Origin of the sequence: Amycolatopsis rifamycinica, from assembly GCF_000695625.1 — a bacterium.
GTDB lineage: Bacteria > Actinomycetota > Actinomycetes > Mycobacteriales > Pseudonocardiaceae > Amycolatopsis > Amycolatopsis rifamycinica.
Map to the genome: position 1 here is coordinate 179,583 of NZ_JMQI01000014.1, position 22,682 is coordinate 202,264.

Annotated in this window: 24 protein-coding genes and 1 riboswitch; of the genes, 13 read left to right on the forward strand and 11 right to left on the reverse strand. The window is 71.8% G+C overall.

The window, feature by feature from the left end; translation table 11 throughout:
• Positions 1-12: 12 nt before the first annotated feature.
• Both DV20_RS07595 and DV20_RS07600 read left to right on the forward strand, forming a co-directional pair.
• Positions 13-732, forward strand: a complete 720-nt coding sequence (locus DV20_RS07595; RefSeq protein WP_043777682.1) for a ComEA family DNA-binding protein — start codon at positions 13-15, stop codon at positions 730-732.
• 622 nt (positions 733-1,354) lie between these two features.
• The gene (locus tag DV20_RS07600) at positions 1,355-3,727 is read left to right on the forward strand and encodes a DNA internalization-related competence protein ComEC/Rec2 (protein ID WP_043777684.1); all 2,373 of its coding nucleotides are present in this window, start codon (positions 1,355-1,357) and stop codon (positions 3,725-3,727) included.
• 49 nt (positions 3,728-3,776) lie between these two features.
• Here DV20_RS07600 and thrC read toward each other — a convergent pair whose 3' ends face one another.
• The gene (gene thrC / locus DV20_RS07605; RefSeq protein WP_043777688.1) at positions 3,777-5,042 is read right to left on the reverse strand and encodes a threonine synthase; all 1,266 of its coding nucleotides are present in this window, start codon (positions 5,040-5,042) and stop codon (positions 3,777-3,779) included.
• A gap of 13 nt (positions 5,043-5,055) precedes the next feature.
• A riboswitch (SAM riboswitch) is annotated at positions 5,056-5,189 on the reverse strand.
• A 148-nt stretch (positions 5,190-5,337) separates the two neighbouring features.
• Here thrC and holA point away from each other — a divergent pair.
• The gene (gene holA / locus DV20_RS07610; protein ID WP_043777691.1) at positions 5,338-6,318 is read left to right on the forward strand and encodes a DNA polymerase III subunit delta; all 981 of its coding nucleotides are present in this window, start codon (positions 5,338-5,340) and stop codon (positions 6,316-6,318) included.
• 72 nt (positions 6,319-6,390) lie between these two features.
• On the opposite strand, the gene rpsT is transcribed toward holA, so the two are convergent.
• On the reverse strand, positions 6,391-6,651 hold the full coding sequence (gene rpsT, locus DV20_RS07615; protein ID WP_013228460.1) for a 30S ribosomal protein S20: 261 nt from the start codon (positions 6,649-6,651) through the stop codon (positions 6,391-6,393).
• Between the two features lie 328 nt (positions 6,652-6,979).
• Between rpsT and DV20_RS07620 the strand changes: the two genes are divergently transcribed.
• Positions 6,980-7,843, forward strand: coding sequence for a DMT family transporter (locus DV20_RS07620; protein ID WP_043777694.1), 864 nt, complete (start codon positions 6,980-6,982; stop codon positions 7,841-7,843).
• A 23-nt stretch (positions 7,844-7,866) separates the two neighbouring features.
• Positions 7,867-8,241: a VOC family protein gene (locus DV20_RS07625; RefSeq protein WP_043777696.1), complete on the forward strand. Its 375-nt coding sequence runs from the start codon at positions 7,867-7,869 to the stop codon at positions 8,239-8,241.
• Here DV20_RS07625 and DV20_RS07630 read toward each other — a convergent pair.
• Positions 8,238-8,858 (reverse strand): class I SAM-dependent methyltransferase, encoded by a 621-nt coding sequence (locus DV20_RS07630; protein WP_043777699.1) that lies wholly within the window; start codon positions 8,856-8,858, stop codon positions 8,238-8,240. The genes DV20_RS07625 and DV20_RS07630 overlap by 4 nt on opposite strands.
• A 115-nt stretch (positions 8,859-8,973) precedes the next feature.
• Here DV20_RS07630 and lepA point away from each other — a divergent pair, with 115 nt between their 5' ends.
• Both lepA and DV20_RS07640 read left to right on the forward strand, forming a co-directional pair.
• Entirely contained in the window at positions 8,974-10,815 is a 1,842-nt protein-coding gene (gene lepA / locus DV20_RS07635; RefSeq protein WP_043777702.1) for a translation elongation factor 4, read from the forward strand.
• Positions 10,816-10,947: 132 nt separating this feature from the next.
• Positions 10,948-11,517, forward strand: coding sequence for a Uma2 family endonuclease (locus DV20_RS07640; protein ID WP_043777705.1), 570 nt, complete (start codon positions 10,948-10,950; stop codon positions 11,515-11,517).
• A gap of 60 nt (positions 11,518-11,577) precedes the next feature.
• On the opposite strand, the gene DV20_RS07645 is transcribed toward DV20_RS07640, so the two are convergent.
• From DV20_RS07645 to DV20_RS07660, 4 genes are all read right to left on the reverse strand, one after another.
• The gene (locus DV20_RS07645; RefSeq protein ID WP_043777707.1) at positions 11,578-12,159 is read right to left on the reverse strand and encodes a hypothetical protein; all 582 of its coding nucleotides are present in this window, start codon (positions 12,157-12,159) and stop codon (positions 11,578-11,580) included.
• 25 nt (positions 12,160-12,184) lie between these two features.
• Positions 12,185-12,631 (reverse strand): pyridoxamine 5'-phosphate oxidase family protein, encoded by a 447-nt coding sequence (locus tag DV20_RS07650; protein ID WP_043777710.1) that lies wholly within the window; start codon positions 12,629-12,631, stop codon positions 12,185-12,187.
• 40 nt (positions 12,632-12,671) lie between these two features.
• Entirely contained in the window at positions 12,672-13,043 is a 372-nt protein-coding gene (locus tag DV20_RS07655) for a histidine triad (HIT) protein (protein ID WP_043777713.1), read from the reverse strand.
• Between the two features lie 184 nt (positions 13,044-13,227).
• Positions 13,228-14,991, reverse strand: a complete 1,764-nt coding sequence (locus DV20_RS07660) for a family 20 glycosylhydrolase (protein WP_043777715.1) — start codon at positions 14,989-14,991, stop codon at positions 13,228-13,230.
• Positions 14,992-15,099: 108 nt separating this feature from the next.
• Here DV20_RS07660 and DV20_RS07665 point away from each other — a divergent pair, with 108 nt between their 5' ends.
• The 3 genes from DV20_RS07665 to DV20_RS07675 are packed head-to-tail and all read left to right on the forward strand — an operon-like array spanning position 15,100 to position 17,085.
• The gene (locus tag DV20_RS07665) at positions 15,100-15,609 is read left to right on the forward strand and encodes a MarR family winged helix-turn-helix transcriptional regulator (protein ID WP_043777717.1); all 510 of its coding nucleotides are present in this window, start codon (positions 15,100-15,102) and stop codon (positions 15,607-15,609) included.
• Positions 15,610-15,661: 52 nt separating this feature from the next.
• The gene (locus tag DV20_RS07670) at positions 15,662-16,018 is read left to right on the forward strand and encodes a nuclear transport factor 2 family protein (protein WP_043777719.1); all 357 of its coding nucleotides are present in this window, start codon (positions 15,662-15,664) and stop codon (positions 16,016-16,018) included.
• Between the two features lie 17 nt (positions 16,019-16,035).
• Positions 16,036-17,085, forward strand: coding sequence for an NAD(P)H-dependent flavin oxidoreductase (locus DV20_RS07675; protein WP_043777721.1), 1,050 nt, complete (start codon positions 16,036-16,038; stop codon positions 17,083-17,085).
• On the opposite strand, the gene DV20_RS07680 is transcribed toward DV20_RS07675, so the two are convergent.
• The 3 genes from DV20_RS07680 to DV20_RS07690 all read right to left on the reverse strand — a co-directional run bounded on the left by DV20_RS07680 (position 17,082) and on the right by DV20_RS07690 (position 20,769).
• Positions 17,082-18,521: an amino acid permease gene (locus DV20_RS07680; protein WP_043777723.1), complete on the reverse strand. Its 1,440-nt coding sequence runs from the start codon at positions 18,519-18,521 to the stop codon at positions 17,082-17,084. The two genes, DV20_RS07675 and DV20_RS07680, sit on opposite strands and share 4 nt — an antisense overlap.
• A gap of 90 nt (positions 18,522-18,611) precedes the next feature.
• Positions 18,612-19,655 (reverse strand): alpha/beta fold hydrolase, encoded by a 1,044-nt coding sequence (locus DV20_RS07685; protein ID WP_043777726.1) that lies wholly within the window; start codon positions 19,653-19,655, stop codon positions 18,612-18,614.
• A 148-nt stretch (positions 19,656-19,803) separates the two neighbouring features.
• Entirely contained in the window at positions 19,804-20,769 is a 966-nt protein-coding gene (locus DV20_RS07690) for a quinone oxidoreductase family protein (RefSeq protein ID WP_043777830.1), read from the reverse strand.
• A 59-nt stretch (positions 20,770-20,828) separates the two neighbouring features.
• Here DV20_RS07690 and DV20_RS07695 point away from each other — a divergent pair, with 59 nt between their 5' ends.
• Genes DV20_RS07695 through DV20_RS07705 form a run of 3 tightly spaced genes read left to right on the forward strand, consistent with a single transcriptional unit; the run spans position 20,829 to position 21,864 of the window.
• Entirely contained in the window at positions 20,829-21,029 is a 201-nt protein-coding gene (locus DV20_RS07695; protein ID WP_043777727.1) for a hypothetical protein, read from the forward strand.
• A gap of 11 nt (positions 21,030-21,040) precedes the next feature.
• On the forward strand, positions 21,041-21,499 hold the full coding sequence (locus tag DV20_RS07700; RefSeq protein WP_043777730.1) for a ribonuclease domain-containing protein: 459 nt from the start codon (positions 21,041-21,043) through the stop codon (positions 21,497-21,499).
• On the forward strand, positions 21,496-21,864 hold the full coding sequence (locus DV20_RS07705; protein WP_043777732.1) for a barstar family protein: 369 nt from the start codon (positions 21,496-21,498) through the stop codon (positions 21,862-21,864). The genes DV20_RS07700 and DV20_RS07705 overlap by 4 nt, the downstream gene beginning before the upstream one ends.
• 39 nt (positions 21,865-21,903) lie before the next feature.
• Here the strand turns inward: DV20_RS07705 and DV20_RS07710 are convergent, their stop codons facing one another.
• Complete coding sequence (locus DV20_RS07710) at positions 21,904-22,677, reverse strand: enoyl-CoA hydratase family protein (RefSeq protein WP_043777734.1); 774 nt, start codon at positions 22,675-22,677, stop codon at positions 21,904-21,906.
• Positions 22,678-22,682 lie beyond the last annotated feature (5 nt).

The following is a 22,682-nucleotide window of genomic DNA, read 5'->3' on the forward strand; positions in this document are numbered from 1 at the left end:
AACGTCGATCGTGTGTTCGAGCAGTCCGCCCGGGAACCGGGCTCTCCCGTCAACGACCGGCTTTCCTGGCTGGCCGACCAGCTCTCGCCCGACGCGAGCACGGTCGGCCCGGGCGGCCGGCTCATCCGGCGCTGGCTGCCGGGCGGAGCGGCCGGTACGGGCCGCCGCCGCTGGGCACTGGCCGGCGTTCTCGCCGCGGTCGTGGCGATCATCCTCGGCGCGGTCGCGCTGGCCGGCGGCGGCCCGGCGCCCGAGCCACCGCCGGCGCTGCCCAGCGCCAAACCGGCGGCGGAGGCGCGCGCCGCGCCGCCGCCGGGCCTGGTGGTGAGCGTGATCGGCCGGGTCCGCTCGCCGGGCCTGGTGACGGTGCCTCAGGGCGCCCGGGTGGCGGACGTCCTGCGTGCGGCCGGCGGCCCCGAGCCGGGAGCGGACATCCGCGCACTGAACCTGGCCCGCAAGGTCGCGGACGGCGAGCAGCTGGCGGTCGGCATCCCGGCACCCGCGGCGGCCCCGGACCCCGGCTCCCCGGCGGCCGGAGGAAAGCTCGACCTCAACACGGCAACGGCCGACCAGCTGGACACGCTCCCGGGAGTCGGCGAGGTGACGGCCAAGCGCATCGTCCAGTGGCGCGCCGATCACGGCGGCTTCACGAAGGTCGAGCAGCTGCGCGATGTCGACGGCATCGGCGAGAGCCGCTTCGAGAAGTTGCGGGAGCAGGTGACGGTCGGATGAGCCCTCATCCGGCGGTGACCAGCCGGCCGCCCGCGACCGGTCCCGGTTCGCCTCGCGGTGCCCGCGGATGGCGCTCGACGGACGCGTCAGCTCGGCATCACCAGCGTCGCCGGCCTCGCACTTTCCGCACCGACCGCTCGGCCCTGCACCGGCGACGGCGAGCTCACGCGGTCGCCGGCGGCGTGACCGAGCCGGCTCGGTCACCGAAGCAGGTGGTGGTCGGCTCAGTTCGCTCGACGGCCGCGGCCCTTTCCCGCGCGGCCCGCTCGGCCAGGCCTCAGCGAAGGCGAGTTCGCCGGTTGCCACCGTCGTGGGCAACCGGCTCAGTCACCGAAGCAGGTGGTAGCCGGATGAGCAATGACCCAGCGGCTGCTCGGCCGGCAGCGGCGGGTGCCGACGGTGCGGGCGACAGCGGTTCGTCGGTTCGCGGAAGCGGGGAAACCTCGGATGAGCACATCCCCTTCGATCGGCACCAGCCCGGATCCGGCCGGCTCAATTCGCAGCGCCCGCGGACGGCGCCCGACGACCGCGGCCCGCACGGACCGCTCCGCCGCAAACCAGCGGAGGCGACCTCGCATGGTCGCCGACGGCGTGGACAAACCGGAAAGCAGGTGACGGCCGAATGACCACCATCCCCGTAGCCGACACCAGGCAGGACATGCGTCTGGTCCCGGCAGCGGCAACGTGCTGGCTGGCCGCGTTGGCCGGCCTGCTCCTCGGCTGGTGGACAGCCGTCGCCACCGGCCTGGCCTCTGCGGTGCTCGCCGCAATCGTGCTGTGGCGTGCCCGCAGCCACCCCCGGGCGCGCGACACGGCGGCGGCCCTGCTGATCCTCGGCCTTCTCGCCGCCGGCCCGGTCTCATGGCGAATCCGAGACGCCCAACGCGACCAGCTCCGCACCTCCGCCACCGAAGGCCTGCCGGCGGCATTGCGGGTCGTCGTCGCCGAACGTCCGAAGCCCGTGCGCGGCGCCGGGTACGCCGACCAGCAAGCCGGCGCCCGCTCGGTCGTCCTGGCCGTCGACGTGCGCACTGCGACAGTCGACGGACGGGCGGTCCCTTCGTCCGGCCGCGTCCTGCTGCTGGCGCCGGTCGCGCAGTGGGCGTCGCTGCTGCCGGGCCAAGAGGTGAGCGCGGCGGGCCGGCTGATGCCGCCGCGTGGCGATGACCTGACCGTCGCCGTGCTGTCGGTGCGTGGCCCGCCGGGCGAGCCCGGGCCGGTGCCGGGGTGGCAGCGGGCGGCGGCCGGGCTGCGCAGCGGTCTGCACGACCTGTGCCAGGCCCTGCCGGACGAACCCGGGGGTCTCCTTCCGGGCTTGGTGCTGGGCGACACGAGCGCGTTGCCGCCGCGCGTCGAGCAGGAGTTCGTCTCCGCGGGCCTCGCGCACCTCACCGCGGTCAGCGGCGGCAACCTCGCGGTCGTCTGCGGGGCGGTCCTGCTCCTGCTGCGCCTGCTCCGGCTCGGACCCCGGCTGTCGGCCGCGGCGGCCGGGACGTGCCTGGCCGGGTTCCTCGTCCTCGTCGGGCCGGAGCCGAGCGTGCTGCGCGCGGGCGTCATGGCGGCCGTGGCGCTGCTGGCCCTCGCGCTGGGACGCCGTGGTTCGGCGCTGCCCGCGCTGGCCTTCGCCGTGTGCCTGCTGGTCGTGGCGGACCCGGCGATGGCCACGGACTTCGGCTTCGCGTTGTCGGTGTGCGCCACCGGCGGGCTCGTCCTGCTCGCGCCCCGCTGGGCCGGCGCTCTCGTCCGCCGCGGGATCCCGCCGGGGTTCGCGGAAGGGCTGGCGATCCCGCTGGCCGCCTTCCTGGTGACGGCGCCGGTGCTGGCGGGCATGGCGGGTTCGGTGAGCCTGGTCTCGGTGCTGACCAACGTGCTCGCCGCGCCGGTCGTGGCTCCGGCGACCGTGCTCGGCGTGCTCGCGACGGTCACCGGCCCGTGGTGGCCGGGCGCCGGGAAGGTCCTGGTGCACCTGGCCGACCCCGAGGCCCGGTGGCTGATCACGGTGGCCCGGCACGGCGCGCGGGCCCCGGGCGCGGTCATCGCCTGGCCCGGCGGCTGGCTGGGTGGCTTCCTCGCCGCCGCGGTCCTCGTGGTGCTCGTGCTCGCGGTCTGGCTCCGGCGGGTGCGGGTGCTGATGGCGCTGCTCGTCGTCGGCTCGCTCCTGGTCTTCGTGCCGGTCCGGGTGCTGGCGCCGGCGTGGCCGCCGCGGAACTGGGCGATGGTCGAATGCGACGTCGGCCAGGGTGACGCGGTCGTGCTGGCGACCGCCGAGCCGGGACGCGCGGTCGTCGTCGACGCCGGGCCCGAGCCGGGTCCGGTCGACGAGTGCCTGCACCGGCTGGCCGTCGACCGGATTCCGCTGCTGGTGCTGAGCCACCTGCACGCCGACCACATCGGCGGCCTCACCTCGGTCTTCGAGGGACGCACGGTCGGCGCGATCGCCGTCGGCCCGGGGCGGTCGCCGGGGTGGGCCTGGCGCCAGGTCGCCGCCGAGGCCGCTCGGCGGTCCGTGCCGCTGGTGGAACTGACCACGGGCGAGCGGCTGGACTGGCCCGGCCTGGCGCTCGAGGTCCTGGGCCCGCGCTACGTACCGGCCCGCTCGGCCGAGCGGCAGGACGGCACGGCGATCAACAACAGCTCGGTGGTGCTGCGAGCGGACACCACGGCGGGCCGGGTCCTGCTGACCGGCGACGTCGAACTGGCCGCGCAGGCGGACCTGCTGGCCGACATCGGAAATCTGAAGGCGGAGGTGTTGAAGGTGCCCCACCACGGCAGCCGCTACTCGCTGCCGCCGTTCCTCGCGGCCGTCGCCCCGCGGGTGGCGATGGTCAGTGTGGGCGCGGGGAACACGTACGGGCACCCCAGTAAATCCACAATGGACACGTTGACCGCCCTGGGCGCGCGAGTCACCCGCACGGATGTCGACGGCGACACCGCGGTGATCACCGGAACGGCGATAGCCCGCCGCGGTGAGCCGCGCGGGCCGCCTCGCCGGTGAGCACCGGTGAGCACCCGGGACGGGCCGGTGAGCCCGCCCCGGGCGGCGCTCAGTAGCCGAGGGCCTTGTTCACGGCCGCGGCCGAGGGCGGCAGGGTCGCCTTCGGGCCGACGTGGTTCTCGATCGCGTCGAGGGTCTTGAGGCCGTCGCCGGTGATCAGCAGCACCGTCTCGGCGTCCGGGTCCAGCTTGCCCGTCTCGACCAGCTTCTTGGCCGTGGCGACGGTGACCCCGCCCGCCGTCTCGGTGAAGATGCCTTCGGTGCGGGCCAGCAGGCGGATGCCCTCGACGACCTCTTCGTCGGAGACGTCCTCGATCGCGCCGCCGGTGCGGTTGACGATGTCGAGCACGTACGGGCCGTCGGCGGGGTTGCCGATCGCCAGCGAGCGGGCGATCGTGTCCGGCTTCACCGGCTGGACCACGTCGTGGCCTTCGCGGAACGCGGCCGACACCGGCGAGCAGCCGGTGGCCTGCGCGCCGAAGACCTTGTACGGGCTGGCGTCCACGAGACCGAGCTGGCCCAGCTCGCGGAAACCCTTGTCCACCTTGGTCAGCTGCGAACCGGAGGCGATCGGCACGACGATCTGCGGCGGGATGCGCCAGCCGAGCTGCTCGGCGACCTCGAAGGCCAGCGTCTTCGAGCCCTCCGAGTAGTACGGCCGGACGTTCACGTTGACGAACGCCCACTTCGGGTGCTCGCCGGCGAGTTCGGTGGCGAGGCGGTTGACGTCGTCGTAGTTGCCGTCGATGGCGAGCAGGTCGCCGTCGTACACCGCGGTGGTGAGGATCTTGGCGCGCTCGAGGGTCTTGGGGATCAGCACGACCGACCGCCAGCCGGCGCGGGCCGCGGCGGCGGCCGTCGCGTTGGCCAGGTTGCCGGTCGACGGACACGCGAGCACCTCGAAGCCGAACTCGCGGGCCGCGGCCAGCGCGACGGCGACGACGCGGTCCTTGAACGAGTGCGTCGGGTTGCCGGTGTCGTCCTTGACCCACACGCGCTTGAGACCGAGCTCTTTGGCGAGGCGGTCGGCGCGGACCAGCCGCGTCGCGCCCGGCTCGGTGTTCGGGATCTCTTCGACGTTGGACGGAACCGGAAGGAGCTTCTTGTAGCGCCAGATGTTCTTCGGGCCGGCCTCGATGTCTTCGCGGCGGACGCGGCCGAAGTCGTAGGCGACCTCGAGCGGCGAGAAGTCTTCGGCGGAGACGAATTCGGGGGCGAGCGGCTGCCGGTGGCCCTCTTCCTTCGACACCAGTTCGACGGCGGGTCCGAGATCCGGGGTCTTCGTGGTGGAGGTCGTGCCGAGGGTGGCGGTCATCGCGAGGTTCCTTTCCTCATCTGCCCCGCCTGAGCGGGCCGGAATTGGCACCGTGGTCGTCAGCTATCCCGCGATCGCGGGATGACAGGCTGTACGCCGGTTGCCGGGGCTTCGTCGGGCCGTTCCCTCTGCCCCTCTGGATGAGCGGTATTCGGTTGTCGGTGCCGCGCACGCCGGATCTTCCGGGGCGGGCTGCCTCGGCTACACCGTACGACATCGCGCTCGAGCCGTGCCACGGTGGCCGCTCGACATCACCGGAGCGGGCGCACGGGAGCGCAAGTGAGAGGATTCCCGGGTGACCGCGCAAGCCACCGCCCCGGCCCCGCTGCACCTGGTGCTCGGGGAGGAAGAACTGCTGATCGAGCGGGCTGTCCGCGAGACGCTCGCCGCCGCCCGCGCGGTGGACTCCACCGCCGAGCTGACCCGGGCCCGGGTGTCCGATCTCACAGCGCCCGAGCTGGCCGAACTGGTCAGCCCGTCGCTGTTCAGCGAGGGCCGGGTGATCGTCCTCGAGTCGGCGCAGGACATCTCGCAGGAGCTGGCGGACGCCGTTACGTCCTACCTGAAGGACCCGGCCGACGGGGTCGTGCTCGTCGTCGTGCACACCGGCGGCGGCCGCAGCAAGGCCGGCAAGTCGCTGCCGGCGGTGCTGAAGAAGGCCGGCGCCGAGGTCACCGAGTGCCCGAAGCTGACCAAGCCGGCCGAGCGGGAGCAGTTCGTGCGCCACGAGGTGCGCCGGGTGGGCGGCAAGATCGACCCGGCGGGAGTCGCCGCCCTTCTCGACGCCGTGGGCTCTGACCTGCGGGAACTTTCCTCGGCGGCGACGCAGCTGGTCGCGGACACGGACGGCGCCGTCGACGCCGACGCGGTCCGCCGCTACCACCGCGGCCGCGCCGACGTGACCGGGTTCGCCGTCGCGGAGAAGGCGGTCGGCGGCGACCGCGCGGCGGCCCTGGAGTCGCTGCGCTGGGCGATGCAGCTGGGCGTTCCGCACGTCCTGGTCGCCGACGCGCTGGCCGACGCGGTCCGCACGATCGCGCGGGTCTCGGGGGCCGGACGGGGCAACCCGAACCAGCTGGCGGGCGAGCTGGGCATGCCGCCGTGGAAGATCCGCAAGGCGCAGGGGCAGTCCCGCGGCTGGAACCCCGACGGCCTGGCGATGGCGATGCGCGTGGTCGCGCGGCTGAACGCCGAGGTCAAGGGCGTGGCGGCGGACCCGGGCTACGCGCTGGAGCGAGCGGTCCTCGAGGTGGCCGCGGCGAAGGGCGACCGCTGACCGTTGCCGGGCAGGCCCCGGACATGAAGAAGGCCCCGGCCGAAGCCGGGGCCTTCCCAGAAATCAACCAGCTCAGAGCGCGTTGACGCGCTTCGCCAGCGCCGACTTCTTGTTGGCGGCCTGGTTGGCGTGGATGACGCCCTTCGAGACGGCCTTGTCCAGCTTCTGGGCGGCGTCGCGCTGCAGCTCGACGGCCTTGGCCTTGTCGCCGGCCTCGGCGGCTTCGCGGACCTTGCGGATCGCGGTCTTCACCGAGGACCGGATCGCCTGGTTGCGCTGACGCGCCTTCTCGTTCGTCGTGATGCGCTTGATCTGCGACTTGATGTTGGCCATAGGGCAACTCCTGTTTCACTCGGTGAGATTCGCCGCCGCGCTGAAGTGGCCCCGCTCGGAACGAGCCGGTTTCCTCCATGACGGAATGCCGCACGGGCAGCGAGCGACAACTTTAACAGCCGGGCCCGCGGCGCCCGGAGCCGGGAGTACCGTGGACGGCGGTAGTGCCTAGGGTTCCGTCGCCGGCCGAGCAGCCCGCACCACACAACCAGGACCGGCGGGTCTGGTCCGAGCGGCACCATCGGCGGGCTCGGACGGCCGGTCGTTCATCTGACGGGGCAAAAGCCTGGAGGACCCGGTTTCGCGCGCGCGAAACGGAAGGGGTCCCGTGAACGCCACCGCCTTGTCCCTCGTCCTCATCGCCGCCGTCGTGCACGCCGCCTGGAACCTCGCCGCCAAGCGGGTCACCTCCGGGGGCACCCAGTTCGTCTGGCTGTACTACACCGCCGGCGCCGTTCTGCTGCTCCCGGTGACGATCGTGCTGCTCGTCGCGGAGCACCACCGTCCACAGTGGAGCTGGCTGCTCGCCGCCGCGGTCACCGCCGTCCTGCACATCGCCTACGGCATCGTCCTCCAGCGCGGGTACCGCGTCGGTGACCTCTCCGTCGTCTACCCCGTCGCGCGCGGCACCGGGCCGCTGCTGTCGGTGCTGGCCGCCGTCCTGGTGCTCGGCGAGCGGCCCGGTTGGCTCGGCCTGCTCGGCGCGTTCCTGGTCGTCGCCGGGGTGCTGGTGATCAGCACCGGCCGCAAAGCGGAGGACCCCCGGGCGGTCAAGGCGGGGATCCTCTACGGCCTGCTGACCGGCGCCGTCATCGCCGGCTACACGCTCTGGGACGCGCACTCGGTGACCGGCCTCGGCGTGCCGCCGGTCGTCTACTTCGGCCTCGGCTCGATCCTGCAGAGCGTGCTGGTGGTCCCCGGCGCTCTGGCCGATCGCGGCGAGGTGACGCGGATCTGGCGCGAACAGCGCCGCGAAGTCCTCCTCGTCGCGGTCCTGTCGCCGATCGCCTACATCCTCGTGCTGTTCGCCCTCACCATGGCGCCGGTCAGCCTGGTCGCCCCCGCCCGGGAGCTGAGCATCGTGCTCGGCGGCCTCGCCGCCTGGCTGGTCCTGGGTGAGCGTGACGCCGTGCGGCGGCTCGCCGGGTCGGCCATCGTGCTCTCCGGCATCGCCGCGATTGCGGCCGCCTGAGCCCGTCCGGTAGGGATGGTCGGATGGAGATCCTGAAGAGCCGGCTGCTGATCCGCCCGCGCGACGCGGCCGCGTCCACGGCGTTCTACCGCGACACCCTCGGCCTGGCCGTGGAGCGGGAATTCCCCGGTGGCACCGTGTTCTTCCTCGGCCACGGCTCCCTGGAGGTCTCCGGCGCGGGCGAGACGGGCTCGTCGCCCGATCTGGTGCTCTGGCTGCAGGTGCGTGACCTCGCCGGCACCCTGGCCGAGCTCAAGGCGAAGGGGCTGAAGCCGGTGCGCGACGCCCGGCGTGAGCCGTGGGGCCTCGACGAAGCCTGGATCGCCGATCCGGACGGCACGCGCATCGTGCTGGTCGAGGTGCCCGAGGGCCACCCGATCCGCACGGACACCCGCTAGGCGGGCTTGACGGCGCGCAGCTGCGCGGCGAGCGCGGCGAACCCGGGCGGCTCCCAGGTCCAGGTCTGCAGGTCGGCGAAGCCCGCGGCGGCGGCTTCGTCGGCGAGGACGTGCCTGCTCACGGGCAGCCACTTCTCGTGCGCGGACAGCAGCAGCCGACCGCCGGGGCGCAGCACCCGGAGGAGTTCGGCGAAGCCGGCCGCCCGGTCGTCCCACAGCATGACGTTGTTCACGCTCACGACGACGTCGACGGACCCGGCCGGCTCGCCGGTGTGCGCCGCCGACCCTTCGCGCAGCTCGGCCCGGTCGCCGCAGCGCTCGTGGCACAGCGACAACATCTCGGGGGAGGGATCGACGCCGATGACGCGCCCGGCCAGCCGGGCGGCCGCCTCGAGGCCGACGCCGGGGCCGGGGCCGACGACCAGGACGGTCTCGTGTGGCTCGATCTTCGCCAGGTCGACGACGCGGTGTTCGGTGGCGGCGTTGCCCCGGGCCATGACCCAGCCGCCGAGGCGGCCGAGCGCGCCGGAGGGGTGACCGAACGTCCGGTCGAGGACGCGGGCGAAGCCGCTGGTCTCCGGCTGGGGAGGGGGTGCCGGCTGGTGCGGAGTACTCATACTTCGAGGGCACCACGGATCGCGGAACCCCGCATCGGGGATGACCCCCACCCGCACCCGGAGGGCCATGGGAACATAGAGGTGGCCATCCCCGACTTTCCGAGGACTCATTCGAGTGACGACGTTCGCCGACACCACCTTCACGCCGCCGGAGCTGATCCGGAACTTCTGCATCATCGCGCACATCGACCACGGCAAGTCGACCCTGGCCGACCGCATGCTGCAGCTCACCGGCGTGGTCGAAGAGCGCGCCATGCGGGCCCAGTACCTCGACCGGATGGACATCGAGCGCGAGCGCGGGATCACCATCAAGGCGCAGAACGTCCGGCTGCCCTGGCAGGTCGAGGGGCAGGACCACGTCCTGCACATGATCGACACGCCCGGCCACGTCGACTTCACCTACGAGGTCTCCCGGGCCCTGGAGGCGTGCGAAGGCGCGATCCTGCTGGTCGACGCCGCGCAGGGGATCGAGGCCCAGACGCTGGCCAACCTGTACCTGGCCCTGGAGAACAACCTCCAGATCATCCCGGTGCTCAACAAGATCGACCTGCCCTCGGCCGACCCCGACAAGTACGCGGGTGAGCTGGCTCACATCATCGGCTGCGAGCCGGAGGACGTGCTGCGGGTCTCGGCCAAGACCGGCATGGGCGTCGGCGCGCTGCTCGACGAGGTCGTCAAACAGGTCCCCGCGCCGCAGGGCGACGCCGACGCGCCCGCCCGCGCGATGATCTTCGACTCGGTGTACGACACCTACCGCGGCGTCGTCACCTACATCCGCGTCGTCGACGGCAAGATCACGCCGCGCGAAAAGATCAAGATGATGTCCACCGGCGCCACCCACGAGCTGCTCGAGGTCGGGATCATCTCGCCCGAGCCCAAGCCCAGCAAGGGGCTCGGCGTCGGCGAGGTCGGCTACCTGATCACCGGCGTGAAGGACGTCCGGCAATCGAAGGTCGGCGACACCGTGACGTCCGAGCGCCACGGCGCCAAGGAGGCGCTGGCGGGTTACCGCGAGCCGAAGCCGATGGTGTACTCCGGCCTGTACCCGGTGGACGGCTCGGACTACCCGGAGCTGCGCGAGGCCCTGGACAAGCTCCAGCTGAACGACGCCGCGCTCGACTACGAGCCGGAGACGTCGGTGGCGCTGGGCTTCGGCTTCCGCTGCGGCTTCCTCGGCCTGCTGCACCTGGAGATCACCCGCGACCGGCTCGAGCGCGAGTTCGGCCTCGACCTGATCTCGACGGCCCCGAACGTCATCTACCGCGTGGTGCTCGAAGACCGCAGCGAGGTCGTCGTGACGAACCCGTCCGACTGGCCGACCGGGCTGAAGATCGCCGAGGTGCACGAGCCGGTGTCGAAGGTGAGCATCCTCGCGCCGTCGGAGTTCGTCGGCACGATCATGGAGCTGTGCCAGACCAAGCGCGGCACCCTGCTCGGCATGGACTACCTGTCCGAGGACCGCGTCGAGCTGCGCTACAACATTCCGCTGGCGGAAATCATCTTTGATTTCTTCGACACGCTGAAGTCGCGTACGCGCGGCTACGCGTCGCTCGATTACGAAGAGGCCGGCGAGCAGATCGCGGACCTGGTGAAGGTGGACATCCTGCTGCAGGGCGAAACCGTGGACGCGTTCTCGGCGATCGTGCACAAGGACGCGGCCTACGGCTACGGCAACCGGATGGCGACGCGGCTGCGCGAGCTGATCCCGCGCCAGCAGTTCGAGGTCCCGATCCAGGCGGCGGTCGGCTCCCGGATCATCGCCCGCGAGACGATCCGCGCGATCCGCAAGGACGTTCTGGCCAAGTGCTACGGCGGTGACATCTCGCGGAAGCGGAAGCTGCTGGAAAAGCAGAAGGAAGGCAAGAAGCGGATGAAGACCGTCGGCCGGGTCGAGGTTCCGCAGGAGGCCTTCGTCGCCGCACTGTCCACTGAGGACTCCGGCAAGAACAAGAAGTAAGTGTTCCGCTGATGTGACACGGGCGCCCATATTCACGCGGTGGCGTGAATATGGGCGCCGAACCCGTGTTCGACGTGGTTTCTGTCGGTGCTCTCTGGTTTCCTCTGGTGCGAAGAGCGAAAGGAGAGCACCATGACGGTCATGGCAGACATCGAGCATCCCGCCGATTCGGGCCCCCTGACGGTGCACGACCTCGAGGGGATGCCGGACGATGGCCGACGCCGCGAACTCATCGACGGGGTGCTCATCGTGAGCCCCGCGCCGGGACTGAGACACCAGACCATCGGGTATCGGCTGTACGGTGTGCTCGAGGTCGTGTGCCCGGCTGAGTTCTACGTCGTCGGAGCACCGTTTGCGGTGCATCAAGGTGACACGATCGAGCTCCAGCCCGATGTCCTGGTCGGCCGGAAAGAAGACTTCACTGAGAAGGATCTCCCGGCGCCACCGGTGCTGGCGGTCGAGGTGCTGTCGCCCAGCACGGCGATCTACGACCTGAACCTCAAGAAAGCGGTCTACGAACGGTTCGGAACCGGCAGCTACTGGGTGGTCGACCCGGCGGAGCCCGCGCTGACGGTGTTCGAGCTGGACGCGGACGGCCACTACCAGCAGGTGGCCAAGGCGGCGGGCGACGAGGCGGTCGAGCTCGAGTGGCCGTTCCCGGTACGGATCGTGCCACGGGAGCTGCTGGGCCGGCTCGGCTGAGCCTGGTCGTCGCCGGGCTTGCCGGGGCGCCGTGTCGGTGTTCGCGGGTGGCGTCCCCGGTCAGCGGGGCCGGAAGCGGGGTGTGCCGCGGAGCTGGGCGTGCAGCTGCCGGTGGCGCAGTTCCTTCCTTAGCCGGTCGAGCACCGCGTCGAACAGGGCCGGGGTGAGGATCGCCGTCTGCTCGAACTGTCTTCGCTCGGGCGGTGCCGGTTGGAGTTTGCTTCGCGGCGCGTAGCGCTGCACCGAACTCTCGACGCCACCGCCGGTGACCAGGTCGACCCAGAGGGCGTCACGCAGGTAGCCGTCGCCGAAGCGGGCCGAACGGCGGACGGTGACCTCCGCGATCTCCGGCCAGGGGACCACGCGCGTGCTGAGCGTGCCGGCGGGCAGGCGGAGGCCCTCGTCGCTGACGGTGAGGTCCCGCAGGGCTTCGAACCCGCGTTTGAGATCGCGGGCGCGCGAGACGCGGTAGGCGACGACAGCGGCGAGCACGGTCGCCGCGTAGGCGCCGCCGATCAGCCACGGCGAGAGGCCGCGCACCAGCCCGCCGGCGAGTGCCGCACCGAACCCGGCGTCGGCGACGACGAGCAAGCCGACGAGGACCTTGACCGGCGTGGTCACGCGGGGCGGGGACTCGGACAACGGGACGACTCCTGGGGCCGGCGGGTCAGGGATTGCCGATTATCCGGTCTGCCCGGATGAACACCGCAACCCGCCGCTCTTCGGCCATGACCCGGTCGTACTCGTCCCAGTCGTCATGCGTCCCGGTGGCGGCGATGAAGACGTCACGCAGCAGCTGCGGCAGGCCGGCGGGGTCGAAGGCGGGGTCGGGATCATCGGGCCCGATGAGGTGGACGGCGCCGGTGACGGACAGCCAGTTCCACCCGCGCCGGAAGGTGACGGTGGCGTGCCCGGCCCGCCTCAGCAAGGCAAGCTTGTGCGCCTTCCCGACGGCAACGTAGGCGACACCGGCGGCCCCGGTGACCGGATCGTCGAAGACACCGGCGTTGACGACGGAGGAATGGACGGTGCCGTCCGCGCGGGTGGTGGCCACGGTGGCGAGGCCGTGCTCCTGCAGCGACAGCGTGCGAACCTGCTCCAGATCAGCGCTCATGCCTCAACTTAGCCCGCCGGACGCCCCGGATGTCCGACATTCACCGGCCGAAGTACGGCGATAACCGTCCGCACAGGAGGTCGACGTCCTCGCGAGGCGCCCCGGGCCAGTCGACATCCATCCACCCGAGCTCGGCGGGAGTCCCGCGGTGCCGCACGAAGACGTGCTGGTGAAAGTGAGCGCCGGCGAGCCCCCGCCCGGCGATGGCGGAGTGGACGGACTCAGGATCGAGTTCGGCCCGCAAGGCGCGGGCGGCGACCCAGGCCGCCCGCGCGACGGCGAGGGCTTCGCCTTCGGTGAGACCGTCGAGGTTCGCCACGTGCCGCCGGGTCTCGACGAAGAGGTACCCGGGAAAGCTCCCCGGCCGATGACTGACGACGACCAGATCATCGGCCCAGACCACGGGACTCACGAGCGGCCCGGTACCGCGGTGCTTGGCACAGACAGGGCAGGGCATGACCTCAGGCTAACTGGCGGAGCCGGCCGCCCGCGGCGGCCGACGACGTGATGGACGGCGTCACCAAATGTCTGCGCGCACTCTCGACGCGGAGTGGCGAAGGGCCGGGCCCACCACGCCGGTGGGCCCGGCCCTCACCTCAGCAAACCCCGTTGTCGGTCCAAACGCCCCACTGCCCCGTCGTTCCCGGTTCCTCTCCCTGCGTCCACCAGTTCGCCGTCCACTTGTGGCCGTTGTGGGACACCACGTTCCCGCCCGTGTACACCTGCGAAGCGCTCCACGCCGGATCCACGCATGTCCCCGGGTTCGTCGTTCCGCCCGTGTCCCAGGACACCTGCGACGACCGGTAGAAGTTGATCGACTGCGCCACCCAGCGCGGGGCCTGGGCTCCCAAGCGGGTCCGGAACGCCGTCCAGTCGTGGGTCGGCCACGGTGACCAGCCCAGCTCCGCGTGTGCGGCCAACCGCGGGAACGCCAGGTAGTCGATGTCCGACGGCGTCGCCACCGTCTCCGTCCACAAGGGAGACTCGACGCCGCGGACCGCTGACTCCGGCACGCCCGACAGGTACGCCCCTGGGTTCCAGTCGTACGCGTCCTGGACCTCGATGTAGCCCGCCCACGACAAGCCGATCGGGGTCGAGCTGTTGTACTTCATGTCCAGGTACGCCTTGTTCGCCGGCGACAGGATCACCTTGCTGCCGCGGGAAACCGCCGTCGAGACGCCCGCGTCCGACGTCGAAGTGCCCCAGAACTGCGGTGTGGCCGAGGCCGGCAGGGTTGCCTTGGCGATGTCGTGCCAGCCCACCACCGACTTGCCCGTGGCCGCCACCAGTGGCAGGACCTTGTTCATGAACGTCAGGTAGTCGGCCTGGGAGGTCGCCGAAGCTTCGTCTCCGCCGATGTGCAGGTACGGGCCCGGGGTCAGGGCCGCCAGCTCGCGCAGGACGTCCGCGACGAACGTGTACGTGATGTCCTTCGAAATGCACAACGAGCTGTAGCCGACCGCCGTGTCCGTCCTCAACGCGGGGGCCACGCCGTTGCAGTTCAGCTCCGCGTACGACGCCAGGGCCGCGTTCACGTGCCCCGGCATGTCGATCTCCGGGATGATCGTGATGTGGCGGGAAGCCGCGTAGTTCACGATGTCCGTGTACTGCGCCTTCGTGTAGTAACCACCCGCGCCGCCGCCGACCTGGGTGCTGCCGCCGTACGTCGTCAGGCGGGGCCAGCTGTCGATCTGGATGCGCCAGCCCTGGTCGTCCGCCAGGTGCAGGTGCAGATTGTTGATCTTGTACTGGGCCAGCTGGTCGAGGTACCTCTTGACCGTGGACACCGGGTGGAAGTGGCGGGCGACGTCGAGCATCGCGCCGCGGTAGGCGAAGCGTGGGTAGTCCAGGATCGTCGCGCCCGGCACGCTCCACGGGCCCGGCTGCGCGGAGGGACTCTCGACGCGGCCCGGCAGCAGCTGCCGCAACGTCTGGACGCCCGCGAACAGCCCGTCGGCCGTCGTGGCTCGCACGGTGACCGACGACGCCGTCGACACGAGCTGGTAGCCCTGCGTGCCGACCGACGCGGGCGCGCCGCTCAGCAGCAGCGCGATGCTGTCGGACGGCACCGACGCCGGTGCGTCGGACACCGGCAGCGCGAAGCCGGTCGACGGCCGCAGGACGCCGGCCAGGTAGTCGCCGACCTGGCGGGCCGGTGCCGAACCGGCTTCGGTGACGATCTTCGTGGTCGAGACCAGCGGGAACGCGACGCCGGTCGCCGGGGTCACCGACACCGGGACCGGGACGATCGACGGCAACGCCGGCGTGGCCGCCGCGGCCGGCGTGAGCTGGGTGCCGGCGCCGACGAGCGCCAGCACCGCGAGCGCGCGGCCGAGCCGCCGCGCGAAGGAGTTCTTCACCGGGGGACCTCCTGGCGGGAAGGGCGCGACCTCGCCGTCGCGCCTGCCCGGATCGTCGCACTTCCGGCGGCGATGGTCTAGACCAGTTTGGGTGGTTAAGCTCGCTCGGTGACGCGGGACTTCGCACCGGGGTCGCCGTTCGCGCTGCTGTCGAGCGCCGAGACGGCCGCCTGGTACGCCTACATGAAGGTGCACCTCCGCCTGGAGTACGAGCTGAACCGGCAGCTCCGCGCGGACAGCGGGCTTTCGCTCGCCGACTACCACGTGCTGGTCGCGCTGACCAGCGCGGCCGGCGGCCGGATGCGGGTCACCGACCTGGCGATCCGCATCGGCTGGGAGCGCAGCCGGCTCTCGCACCACCTCAAGCGCATGCGGGACCGCGGGCTGGTCGGGACCGGGACGGCCGCCGAGGATCGCCGGGTCACCGAGGTGACGCTGTCCGAAACGGGCTGGGAATCGCTGCGGCAGGCCGCGCCGGACCACGTGGGGTTCGTGCGGCAGGCGTTCCTGGACGCCCTCGAGCCCGCCGAGCTGGCGCAGCTGGCGACCCTGCTCGACCGCGTCTACGACACCCTGGTCGAGCACGGCACCCTGCCGCGGCCGGAGGATCATCCCTGACGGTTACGTGACATGTCACGTAATATGGCGGTCGAACCTAGGAGGGTGCGACATGGCGACGGTGGCCGAGCTGATGGAAGCCAACCTGCTCAGGGTGTTCAACGAGCGTGACGACGAACGGCGGGCGAAGGCGATCGCCGAGACGTACGCGCCCGACGTCACCTTCGCCGATCCCGAAGGGGTCGCGACCGGGCACGAGGAGCTGAACGCCAAGGCGAGGGCGCTGCTGGCGCAGTCCCCGGGCTTCGTGTTCTCGGCGGCGGGCCCGGCCCTGGTCAACCACGACCTCGGCCACCTCGCCTGGGCGTTCGGCCCGGACGGCGAGCCGCCGGTCGTGCGGGGGATCGACGTCGCGCTCGTCGAGGACGGGGTGATCAAGAAGCTCTACACGATGTTGCTGCCCGCCTGAGTACTACGCTCGGTGGCATGTTCGACGAGCTGACGTTCCCGGTCGTCGCCGCGCCGATGGCCGGTGGCCCGACCACGCCGGAGCTGGTCGCCGCGGTGACCGAGGCCGGCGGCTACGGCTTCCTCTCGGCCGGCATGCTCACCCCCGCGGCACTGGCGGCCCAGATCGACCGGACGCGGGAGCTGACCGGCGGCGAGTTCGGCGTCAACCTCTTCGTCCCGCAGCCGGACACCGGCGCCGACGTCACCGCGCACCGCGAGCGGCTCGAGGAGTTCGCCCGCGAGTACGACGTCGAGCTCGGCGAACCGAAGTGGGACGACGACGCCTACCCCGCGAAGCTGGACGTCGTGCTCGAGAAGCGCGTCCCCGTCGTGTCGTTCACCTTCGGCCCGCCGTCGCCGTCGGACGTCCTCCGGCTCCGCGACGCCGGGACCAAGATCGTCGTCACCGTGACCACGCCCGAGGCCGCCCACCGGGCCGCCGACCTCGGCGCCGACGCGCTCGTCGTCCAGGGGTTCGAAGCCGGCGGGCACCGGAGCCTGTTCACCGACGACCCGCGCCTGCCCGGCGGCGGCGCCGAATACGGCGTCCTCGCGCTCCTGCGGCTCGTTGCCGCCCGGGTCGACCTGCCGCTCATCGCCGCCGGCGGGCTGGTGCACGGGGCCGACGTCGCGGCCGTGCTCGCCGCCGGGGCCGTGGCCGCCCAGCTGGGCACCGTCTTCCTGCGCGCCGACGAAGCCGGGACGTCCGAGGCCCACCGCAAGGCCCTCGCCCTCGCCGAGCGCGAGACCGCGTTCACCCGGGCCTTCAGCGGACGCCCGGCGCGAGGCCTGGTCAACAAGTTCATGGACGCCCTGTCCGAGGGCGCCCCGGCCGCGTATCCGCAGCTGAACCACCTGGCCGGCCCGGTGCGCAAGGCGTCGGCGAAGGCCGGTGACCCCGAGGCGATCTCGCTGTGGGCGGGCCAGACCTACCCGCTCGCGTACGACGCCTCGGCCGCCGTGATCATCGAGCGGCTGAAGGTCGAGGCGCGCGAAGCCGCCGCGCGCCTCGACCGGATCCGCTAGCCGCCGGTGCGGTTCAGCACCGAGTGCCGGCGGCTGTAGAGGAAGTAGACAAATAGGCCGAGGACGAACCAGACGGCGAACCGCAGCCAGGTGGCCGGCTGCAGGAACGTGATCAGCCAGATCGAGAACACGACGCCGATCGCGGGCACCACCGGCATGCCCGGCGTCTTGAACGTCCGCGGCAGGTCCGGCTGCTTGTAGCGCAGCACGATCACCGCGACGCAGACGACGACGAACGCGAGCAGGATGCCGATGTTCGTCAGCTCGGCCGCCTCGCCGATCGGCAGCAGGCCGGCGATGATCGCGGACGCGCCGCCGAGGATCCACGTCATCCGGCTCGGTACCTGCCGCGTCGGGTGGGTCTTGCCCAGCCACGGCGGCAGGAGGCCGTCGCGGCTCATCGAGTAGCCGACGCGGGTGGCGCCCATCAGGAACGTGAACAGCACGGTGAGGATGCCGACGATCGCGCCGATCGCGATCACCGTGGCCAGCCCGTCGAGGCCGACCGACTTGAACGCCGTCGAGAACCCGCTCTTCGGGTCGATCTCGGTGTACTTCTGCATGCCCGTCAGCACCAGGCAGGCGAGCACGTACAGCACCATCGAGATGGCCAGCGAGTACAGGATCGCCTTCGGCATGTGCCGCTGCGCGTCCTTCGACTCCTCCGCCGCGGTGCTCATGGCGTCGTAGCCGAAGACGGCGAAGAACACCGTCGCGGCGCCGGTCACCGCGCCGCCGAAGCCCGCGGGCGCGAACGGCGTGTAGTTGCCGGTCTTGACGTAGAAGAAGCCGACCAGGATGACGACCAGCACGATGAGGACCTTGATCCCGACCATCGCCGTCTCGAACCGGGCGGCGCTGCGGATGCCGCGGTTGAGCAGGTACGCGATCAGCAGGCACAGCAGCGCGGCGAACAGGTCGACCTTGTGGCCCGGCCCGGTCCCGGGCGCGCCGAGCATCCACGCGGGCAGGTCGAGGCCGAGCTGGCCGAGCAGGAAGCTGAAGTAGCCGGAGATGCCGATCGCCACCACCGCCACGATCGCGGTGTACTCCAGCAGCAGGTCCCAGCCGATGAACCAGCCGACGATCTCGCCGAGCACCGCGTAGCCGTAGGTGTAGGCCGAGCCGGCCTTCGGGATCAGGCCGGCGAACTCCGCGTAGGAGAACGCCGCCGCGGCGCTCGCGACCCCGGCGATGAGGAACGAGATCAGCACGGCCGGGCCGACACCGGGGATGCCCGCCGCGTCGTCGCCGTGCGCGACACTGCCGGCGAGGGCGAAGATGCCGGCGCCGATGATGCCGCCGATGCCGATGGCGGTCAGCTGCCACAACCCCAGCGTGCGTTGCAGGCCGCCGCCGCCGTCGGTGGGGTCCTGGATCTGGTCGATCGGCTTGCGCCGGAAGATGCCGGAGCTCGTGCCTCCTGGAGCGGACATCATCGTCTCCCGAAACGGTCGGTGGAAGGCCCGGATCACGGGCCCTCGCGGAACCTACCGCCAACTCCGCGCGCTGACAGCCTGAGCGCGTCAGCCCGCCGCGGTGTCCTCGCTCACGGCCTTCGGCGCCGTCGCGACGGCCCGCTTGGCCTGGGTGGTCCGGACCGCGCCGGCGGCGAAGTAGGTGAGCAGCTCCGCGATCTCGACCGGGTCGTCCAGCTGCGGGCAGTGGCCCCAGTCCTCGCGGACCAGCAGCCTGCTGTGCGGCACCAGCGTGTGCAGCTGCCGCCCGGACGCGGCGGTGACGAGCTTGTCCTTGCCGCACGCGACGACCAGCAGCGGGACCTGCACCGAATCCAGGCGGTAGGCGTCGGCGAGCTCCGCGACGAGCTGCCGGGCCTGCTCCAGCCGGCTCTTCGTCGCGCGGTAGTCCGGGAACAGCGCGGTGAAGCGCTGCACCTGGGTCGCGTCGGCCGCGCCCGAGTCGGCGTACAGCAGCCGCGGGACGACCTGCTCGGCGACCTTGCGCACCAGGAAACCCGGCACCGGAAGGGGCAGGGACGAGTACAGCCGCAGCGGCAGCGGGTAGCGCGCCACCGTGCGGATCAGCCACGAGTCGACGAACCCCGGCGCGGCGATGGAGACGACGCCGGAGAGCGGCAGACGGCTGTTCTGGGCCGCGCGCAGGCTCATGGTGCCGCCGAGGGAGTTCCCGGCCAGCACGACCGAGCCGAGCACCGCCTGCTCGCGGACGACGGCGGCGGCGAACGCGTCGAGCTGCGGCAGCATCGGGCCGGGCCGCAGCGGCTGGGCGTCGCCGAACCCGGGCAGATCGACCGCGACCGCCGGGATCCCGGCGGCCGCGAGCTGCTCCAGAGCGGGGCGCCAGGTGTCGGCGCTGTCGCAGTAGCCGTGCAGGAGCACCAGCCGCGGCGCGGTGGGCCGGACGTGCGGCGCCGCGGATCGGCGACGGAGTGCGCGGCGGGGGACCTCCGGCTCGGGGGCGGTGTCGCCGACCTCGAGGACACGGGTGCGGACACCGGCGTAGCGCCGGAAGGAGACCCGGATCGGGTCCGGATCAGTGCTGGGCCGGCCGTCCGGTCCAGCCGGAGTGGGCCGCTTCGTCGCGGTCATGACTCCAGATTAACCGGCCGAGCTTGGGTTTAGGTGGAATTTCGGCGCTAACGACCAGGTCTCGAAGTGAAGACGTCGAAAAATTACCGGATGCCGGAACGATTCCGTCGCCGGGCGGATCCGGGGATCCGCCCAGCTCACGACGGGTTCAGCGGGTGAAGACGATCTTGCCGGCGGTGTCGCCATCGAGCATCGCCTGGAAACCCTTGGCAGCCTCGGAAAAAGAAAGTTCCGCACCGATCTGCGGCCGGATACCGGTCAGATCGAGGTAGGCGAGCAGATCCGCGAGCTCGTCGCGGGTGCCCATGGTCGAGCCGGCGACGCGCAGCTGGAGGAAGAAGACGCGCTGGAGCTCGGCGTGCGCGTCCGGGCCGCTGGTCGAGCCGGAGACCACGATGATCCCGCCCGGCTTGAGCGACTTGACCGAATGCGACCAGGTCGCCTTGCCGACGGTCTCGAACACGGCGTCGACGCGCTCGGGCAGCCGCGCGCCGCTTTCGAACGCCTGGTGCGCGCCGAGGCTGGTGGCGAGCGCGCGCTTCTCCTCGGTGCGGCCGGTGACCCAGACCCGGAACCCGGCCGCGCGGCCGAGCTGGACCAGCGCTGTCGAGACGCCGCCGGAGGCACCCTGAACGAGCATCGTCTGCCCCGGCCGCAGCCCGGACTTCACGAACAGCATCCGGTACGCCGTCAGCCAGGCCGTGCCCATGGTGGCGGCTTCGGCGAAGCTGAGCGCCGCGGGCTTCGGGACGACGTTGCGGGCCGGCACGACGACCTGGTCGGCGAAGGTGCCCTGGTGCTTCTCGGTGAGCAGCGTGCGCTTCGGGTCCAGGGTGTCGTCGCCCTGCCAGCCCGGCGCGTTGATCACCGAGTGGATGACGACCTCGGAGCCGTCGTCGAGGGTGCCCGCGCCGTCGCAGCCGAGGATCATCGGGAACTGCTCCGGCTTGATGCCGACCCCGCGCAGTGTCCACAGGTCGTGCATGTTGAGGCTGGCCGCCTTGACGTGCACGCGGACCCAGCCGTCGGGCACTTCGGGTTCGGGGCGCTCGCCGACGACGAGCGAGTCCAGCGGGCTGTCGGCGTTGGGTTCCTGCGCGTACACGGCGAACATGTCCAGCAACGTACCTCCCCAGCGGCGCGGTGGCAGCAGGGCGCGCGTAGGCTCACACCGTGTTCAACGGGCTGGCCGACTGGTGGGACGGGGTCGAGCTGTGGCTCGCCCAGGCCTGGTTCCCGGTGCAGTTCGTGCTGGTCATGGTGGTCGTCGTGCCGCTGTGCCTGGCCGCCGCGTGGGTGCTCGACAAGGTCGTCGGGCTGTTCGCCCGCCGGCTGGCTCCGGGGCGTGACGACGACTCCGACTCCTCGGCATAGGCTCGCGCACCATGTTCAACCGAAGGCGGATCACCGCCGCGCTGATCGGGCTCCTCGTGCTGGTGCTGGGGGGCTGGCTGGTCAAGGACAACCTCGGCGGCGGCTCGCCGTCACCGAGCCCTTCGCCCAGCGTGACGAGCACGCCCGCCAAGGGCGGCGCCGCCGTGCCGGGCGCGGATTCCGGCCTGCCGGTGAAGGCGCTTTCCGCGCTGCCGCCCCAGGCGTCGGACACGTGGAAGCTGATCGAGGCCGGCGGCCCGTACCCCTACCCGCGCAACGACGACGTCGTGTTCGAGAACCGCGAGAAGAGATTGCCCCGCAAGCAGTCCGGCTACTACCACGAGTACACGGTGAAGACCCCCGGCAGCGCCGACCGCGGCGCCCGGCGCCTGATCACCGGGCAGGCGCACGAGCTGTACTACACCGGCGACCACTACGCGTCGTTCGTCGTCGTGGACCCGGCCCGATGAGCGCCGGCGAGCAGGCGAAGGCCGCCGCGGAAGAGGCGTTCGCCCGGGGCGCGTACCCGCACCTGGTGAACTCGCGGCCGACCGTCGACAAGGCCAGCACGCTCACCGCCTTCGCCGATGCACTGTCCTTTCCGGACTACTTCGGGCACAACCTCGACGCGCTCTACGACTGCCTGACCGACCTGTCGTGGCTGCCGCCGGGGGAGCACGTGCTGATCTGGCCGGGCTCGGACGCGTTGCGCAAGGCCGAACCCAAGACGTACCTGGCCATCCGCAGCGTGCTGTCGGACGCCCAGCGCGCCCTCGGCCCGAGCGGCCGCGGCGCCGGTTCGTGGCGGCTCACGGTCGTGCTGCCGGACGCCTGAGCGGCGGGCCTGCTCCCGCGAGCAGGCCCGCGTCCCGGCTCAGTCCTGCGGGACCCAGCTCGGCTTGCGTTTCTGGGCGAAGGCCAGGATGCCTTCTTGGCCTTCCTCTCCGGCGAAGAACTTCGCCGACAGGCCGAGCATCTCCTCGAAGCCGTCCGACGGGGTCGCCGGGCGGGGACGGCTCAGCAGCGCCTTCGTCTCGGCCAGCGCCTTCGGACCACCCGCCGCCAGCGCCTTGACGTACCGCGTGACCTCGGCGTCCAGGTCGTCCGCCGGGACCGCCGAGTTCAGCAGGCCGATCTCGACGGCGCGGCGCGCGTCGAAGGTGTCGCCCGTCAGGAACAGCTCGTGCGCCGCGCGCGGGTTGAGGCGCGGGAGGACCGTCAGCGAGATGATCGCCGGCACCACGCCGATGCGGACTTCGGAGAAGGCGAACGTCGCTTCCGGCACCGCCACGGCGATGTCGCACGCCGCGACCATGCCGATGCCGCCCGCCCGCGCCGGGCCGGCCAGGCGCGCCACCACGGGTTTCGGGCTGGTCCACAGCTGCTCGAGAATGCGCGGGAACTCGTTCACGCCCTGGTCGCCCGCGCCGGCGCCGCGCGCCTCCTTGAGGTCCATCCCCGCGCAGAACACCGGCCCGGTGTGGGTCAGCACGATCACGCGCACGGCGTCGTCGGCGGCCGCCTTCGTGAGCGAGTCCGAGAGTTCGCGGCGCAGCTGCGCTGACAGCGCGTTGCGGTTGTGCGGGGAGTCCAGGGTGATCGTGGCGGTGCCGCCCACCACGTCGTAGTGCACCAGTTCGTCAGCCATGCCCG

Bases quoted from the DNA above. Each gene is read 5' to 3' on its own strand.
- DV20_RS07630 (WP_043777699.1), bottom strand. From the start codon at position 8,858: ATGAGTACTCCGCACCAGCCGGCACCCCCTCCCCAGCCGGAGACCAGC.
- DV20_RS07710 (WP_043777734.1), bottom strand. From the start codon at position 22,677: ATGGCTGACGAACTGGTGCACTACGACGTGGTGGGCGGCACCGCCACG.
- rpsT (WP_013228460.1), bottom strand. From the start codon at position 6,651: ATGGCCAACATCAAGTCGCAGATCAAGCGCATCACGACGAACGAGAAG.
- DV20_RS07700 (WP_043777730.1), top strand. From the start codon at position 21,041: ATGTTCAACCGAAGGCGGATCACCGCCGCGCTGATCGGGCTCCTCGTG.
- DV20_RS07705 (WP_043777732.1), top strand. From the start codon at position 21,496: ATGAGCGCCGGCGAGCAGGCGAAGGCCGCCGCGGAAGAGGCGTTCGCC.
- DV20_RS07625 (WP_043777696.1), top strand. From the start codon at position 7,867: ATGGAGATCCTGAAGAGCCGGCTGCTGATCCGCCCGCGCGACGCGGCC.
- thrC (WP_043777688.1), bottom strand. From the start codon at position 5,042: ATGACCGCCACCCTCGGCACGACCTCCACCACGAAGACCCCGGATCTC.
- DV20_RS07600 (WP_043777684.1), top strand. From the start codon at position 1,355: ATGACCACCATCCCCGTAGCCGACACCAGGCAGGACATGCGTCTGGTC.
- DV20_RS07685 (WP_043777726.1), bottom strand. From the start codon at position 19,655: ATGACCGCGACGAAGCGGCCCACTCCGGCTGGACCGGACGGCCGGCCC.
- DV20_RS07675 (WP_043777721.1), top strand. From the start codon at position 16,036: ATGTTCGACGAGCTGACGTTCCCGGTCGTCGCCGCGCCGATGGCCGGT.
- DV20_RS07680 (WP_043777723.1), bottom strand. From the start codon at position 18,521: ATGTCCGCTCCAGGAGGCACGAGCTCCGGCATCTTCCGGCGCAAGCCG.
- DV20_RS07670 (WP_043777719.1), top strand. From the start codon at position 15,662: ATGGCGACGGTGGCCGAGCTGATGGAAGCCAACCTGCTCAGGGTGTTC.
- DV20_RS07690 (WP_043777830.1), bottom strand. From the start codon at position 20,769: ATGTTCGCCGTGTACGCGCAGGAACCCAACGCCGACAGCCCGCTGGAC.
- DV20_RS07650 (WP_043777710.1), bottom strand. From the start codon at position 12,631: ATGAGCGCTGATCTGGAGCAGGTTCGCACGCTGTCGCTGCAGGAGCAC.
- DV20_RS07640 (WP_043777705.1), top strand. From the start codon at position 10,948: ATGACGGTCATGGCAGACATCGAGCATCCCGCCGATTCGGGCCCCCTG.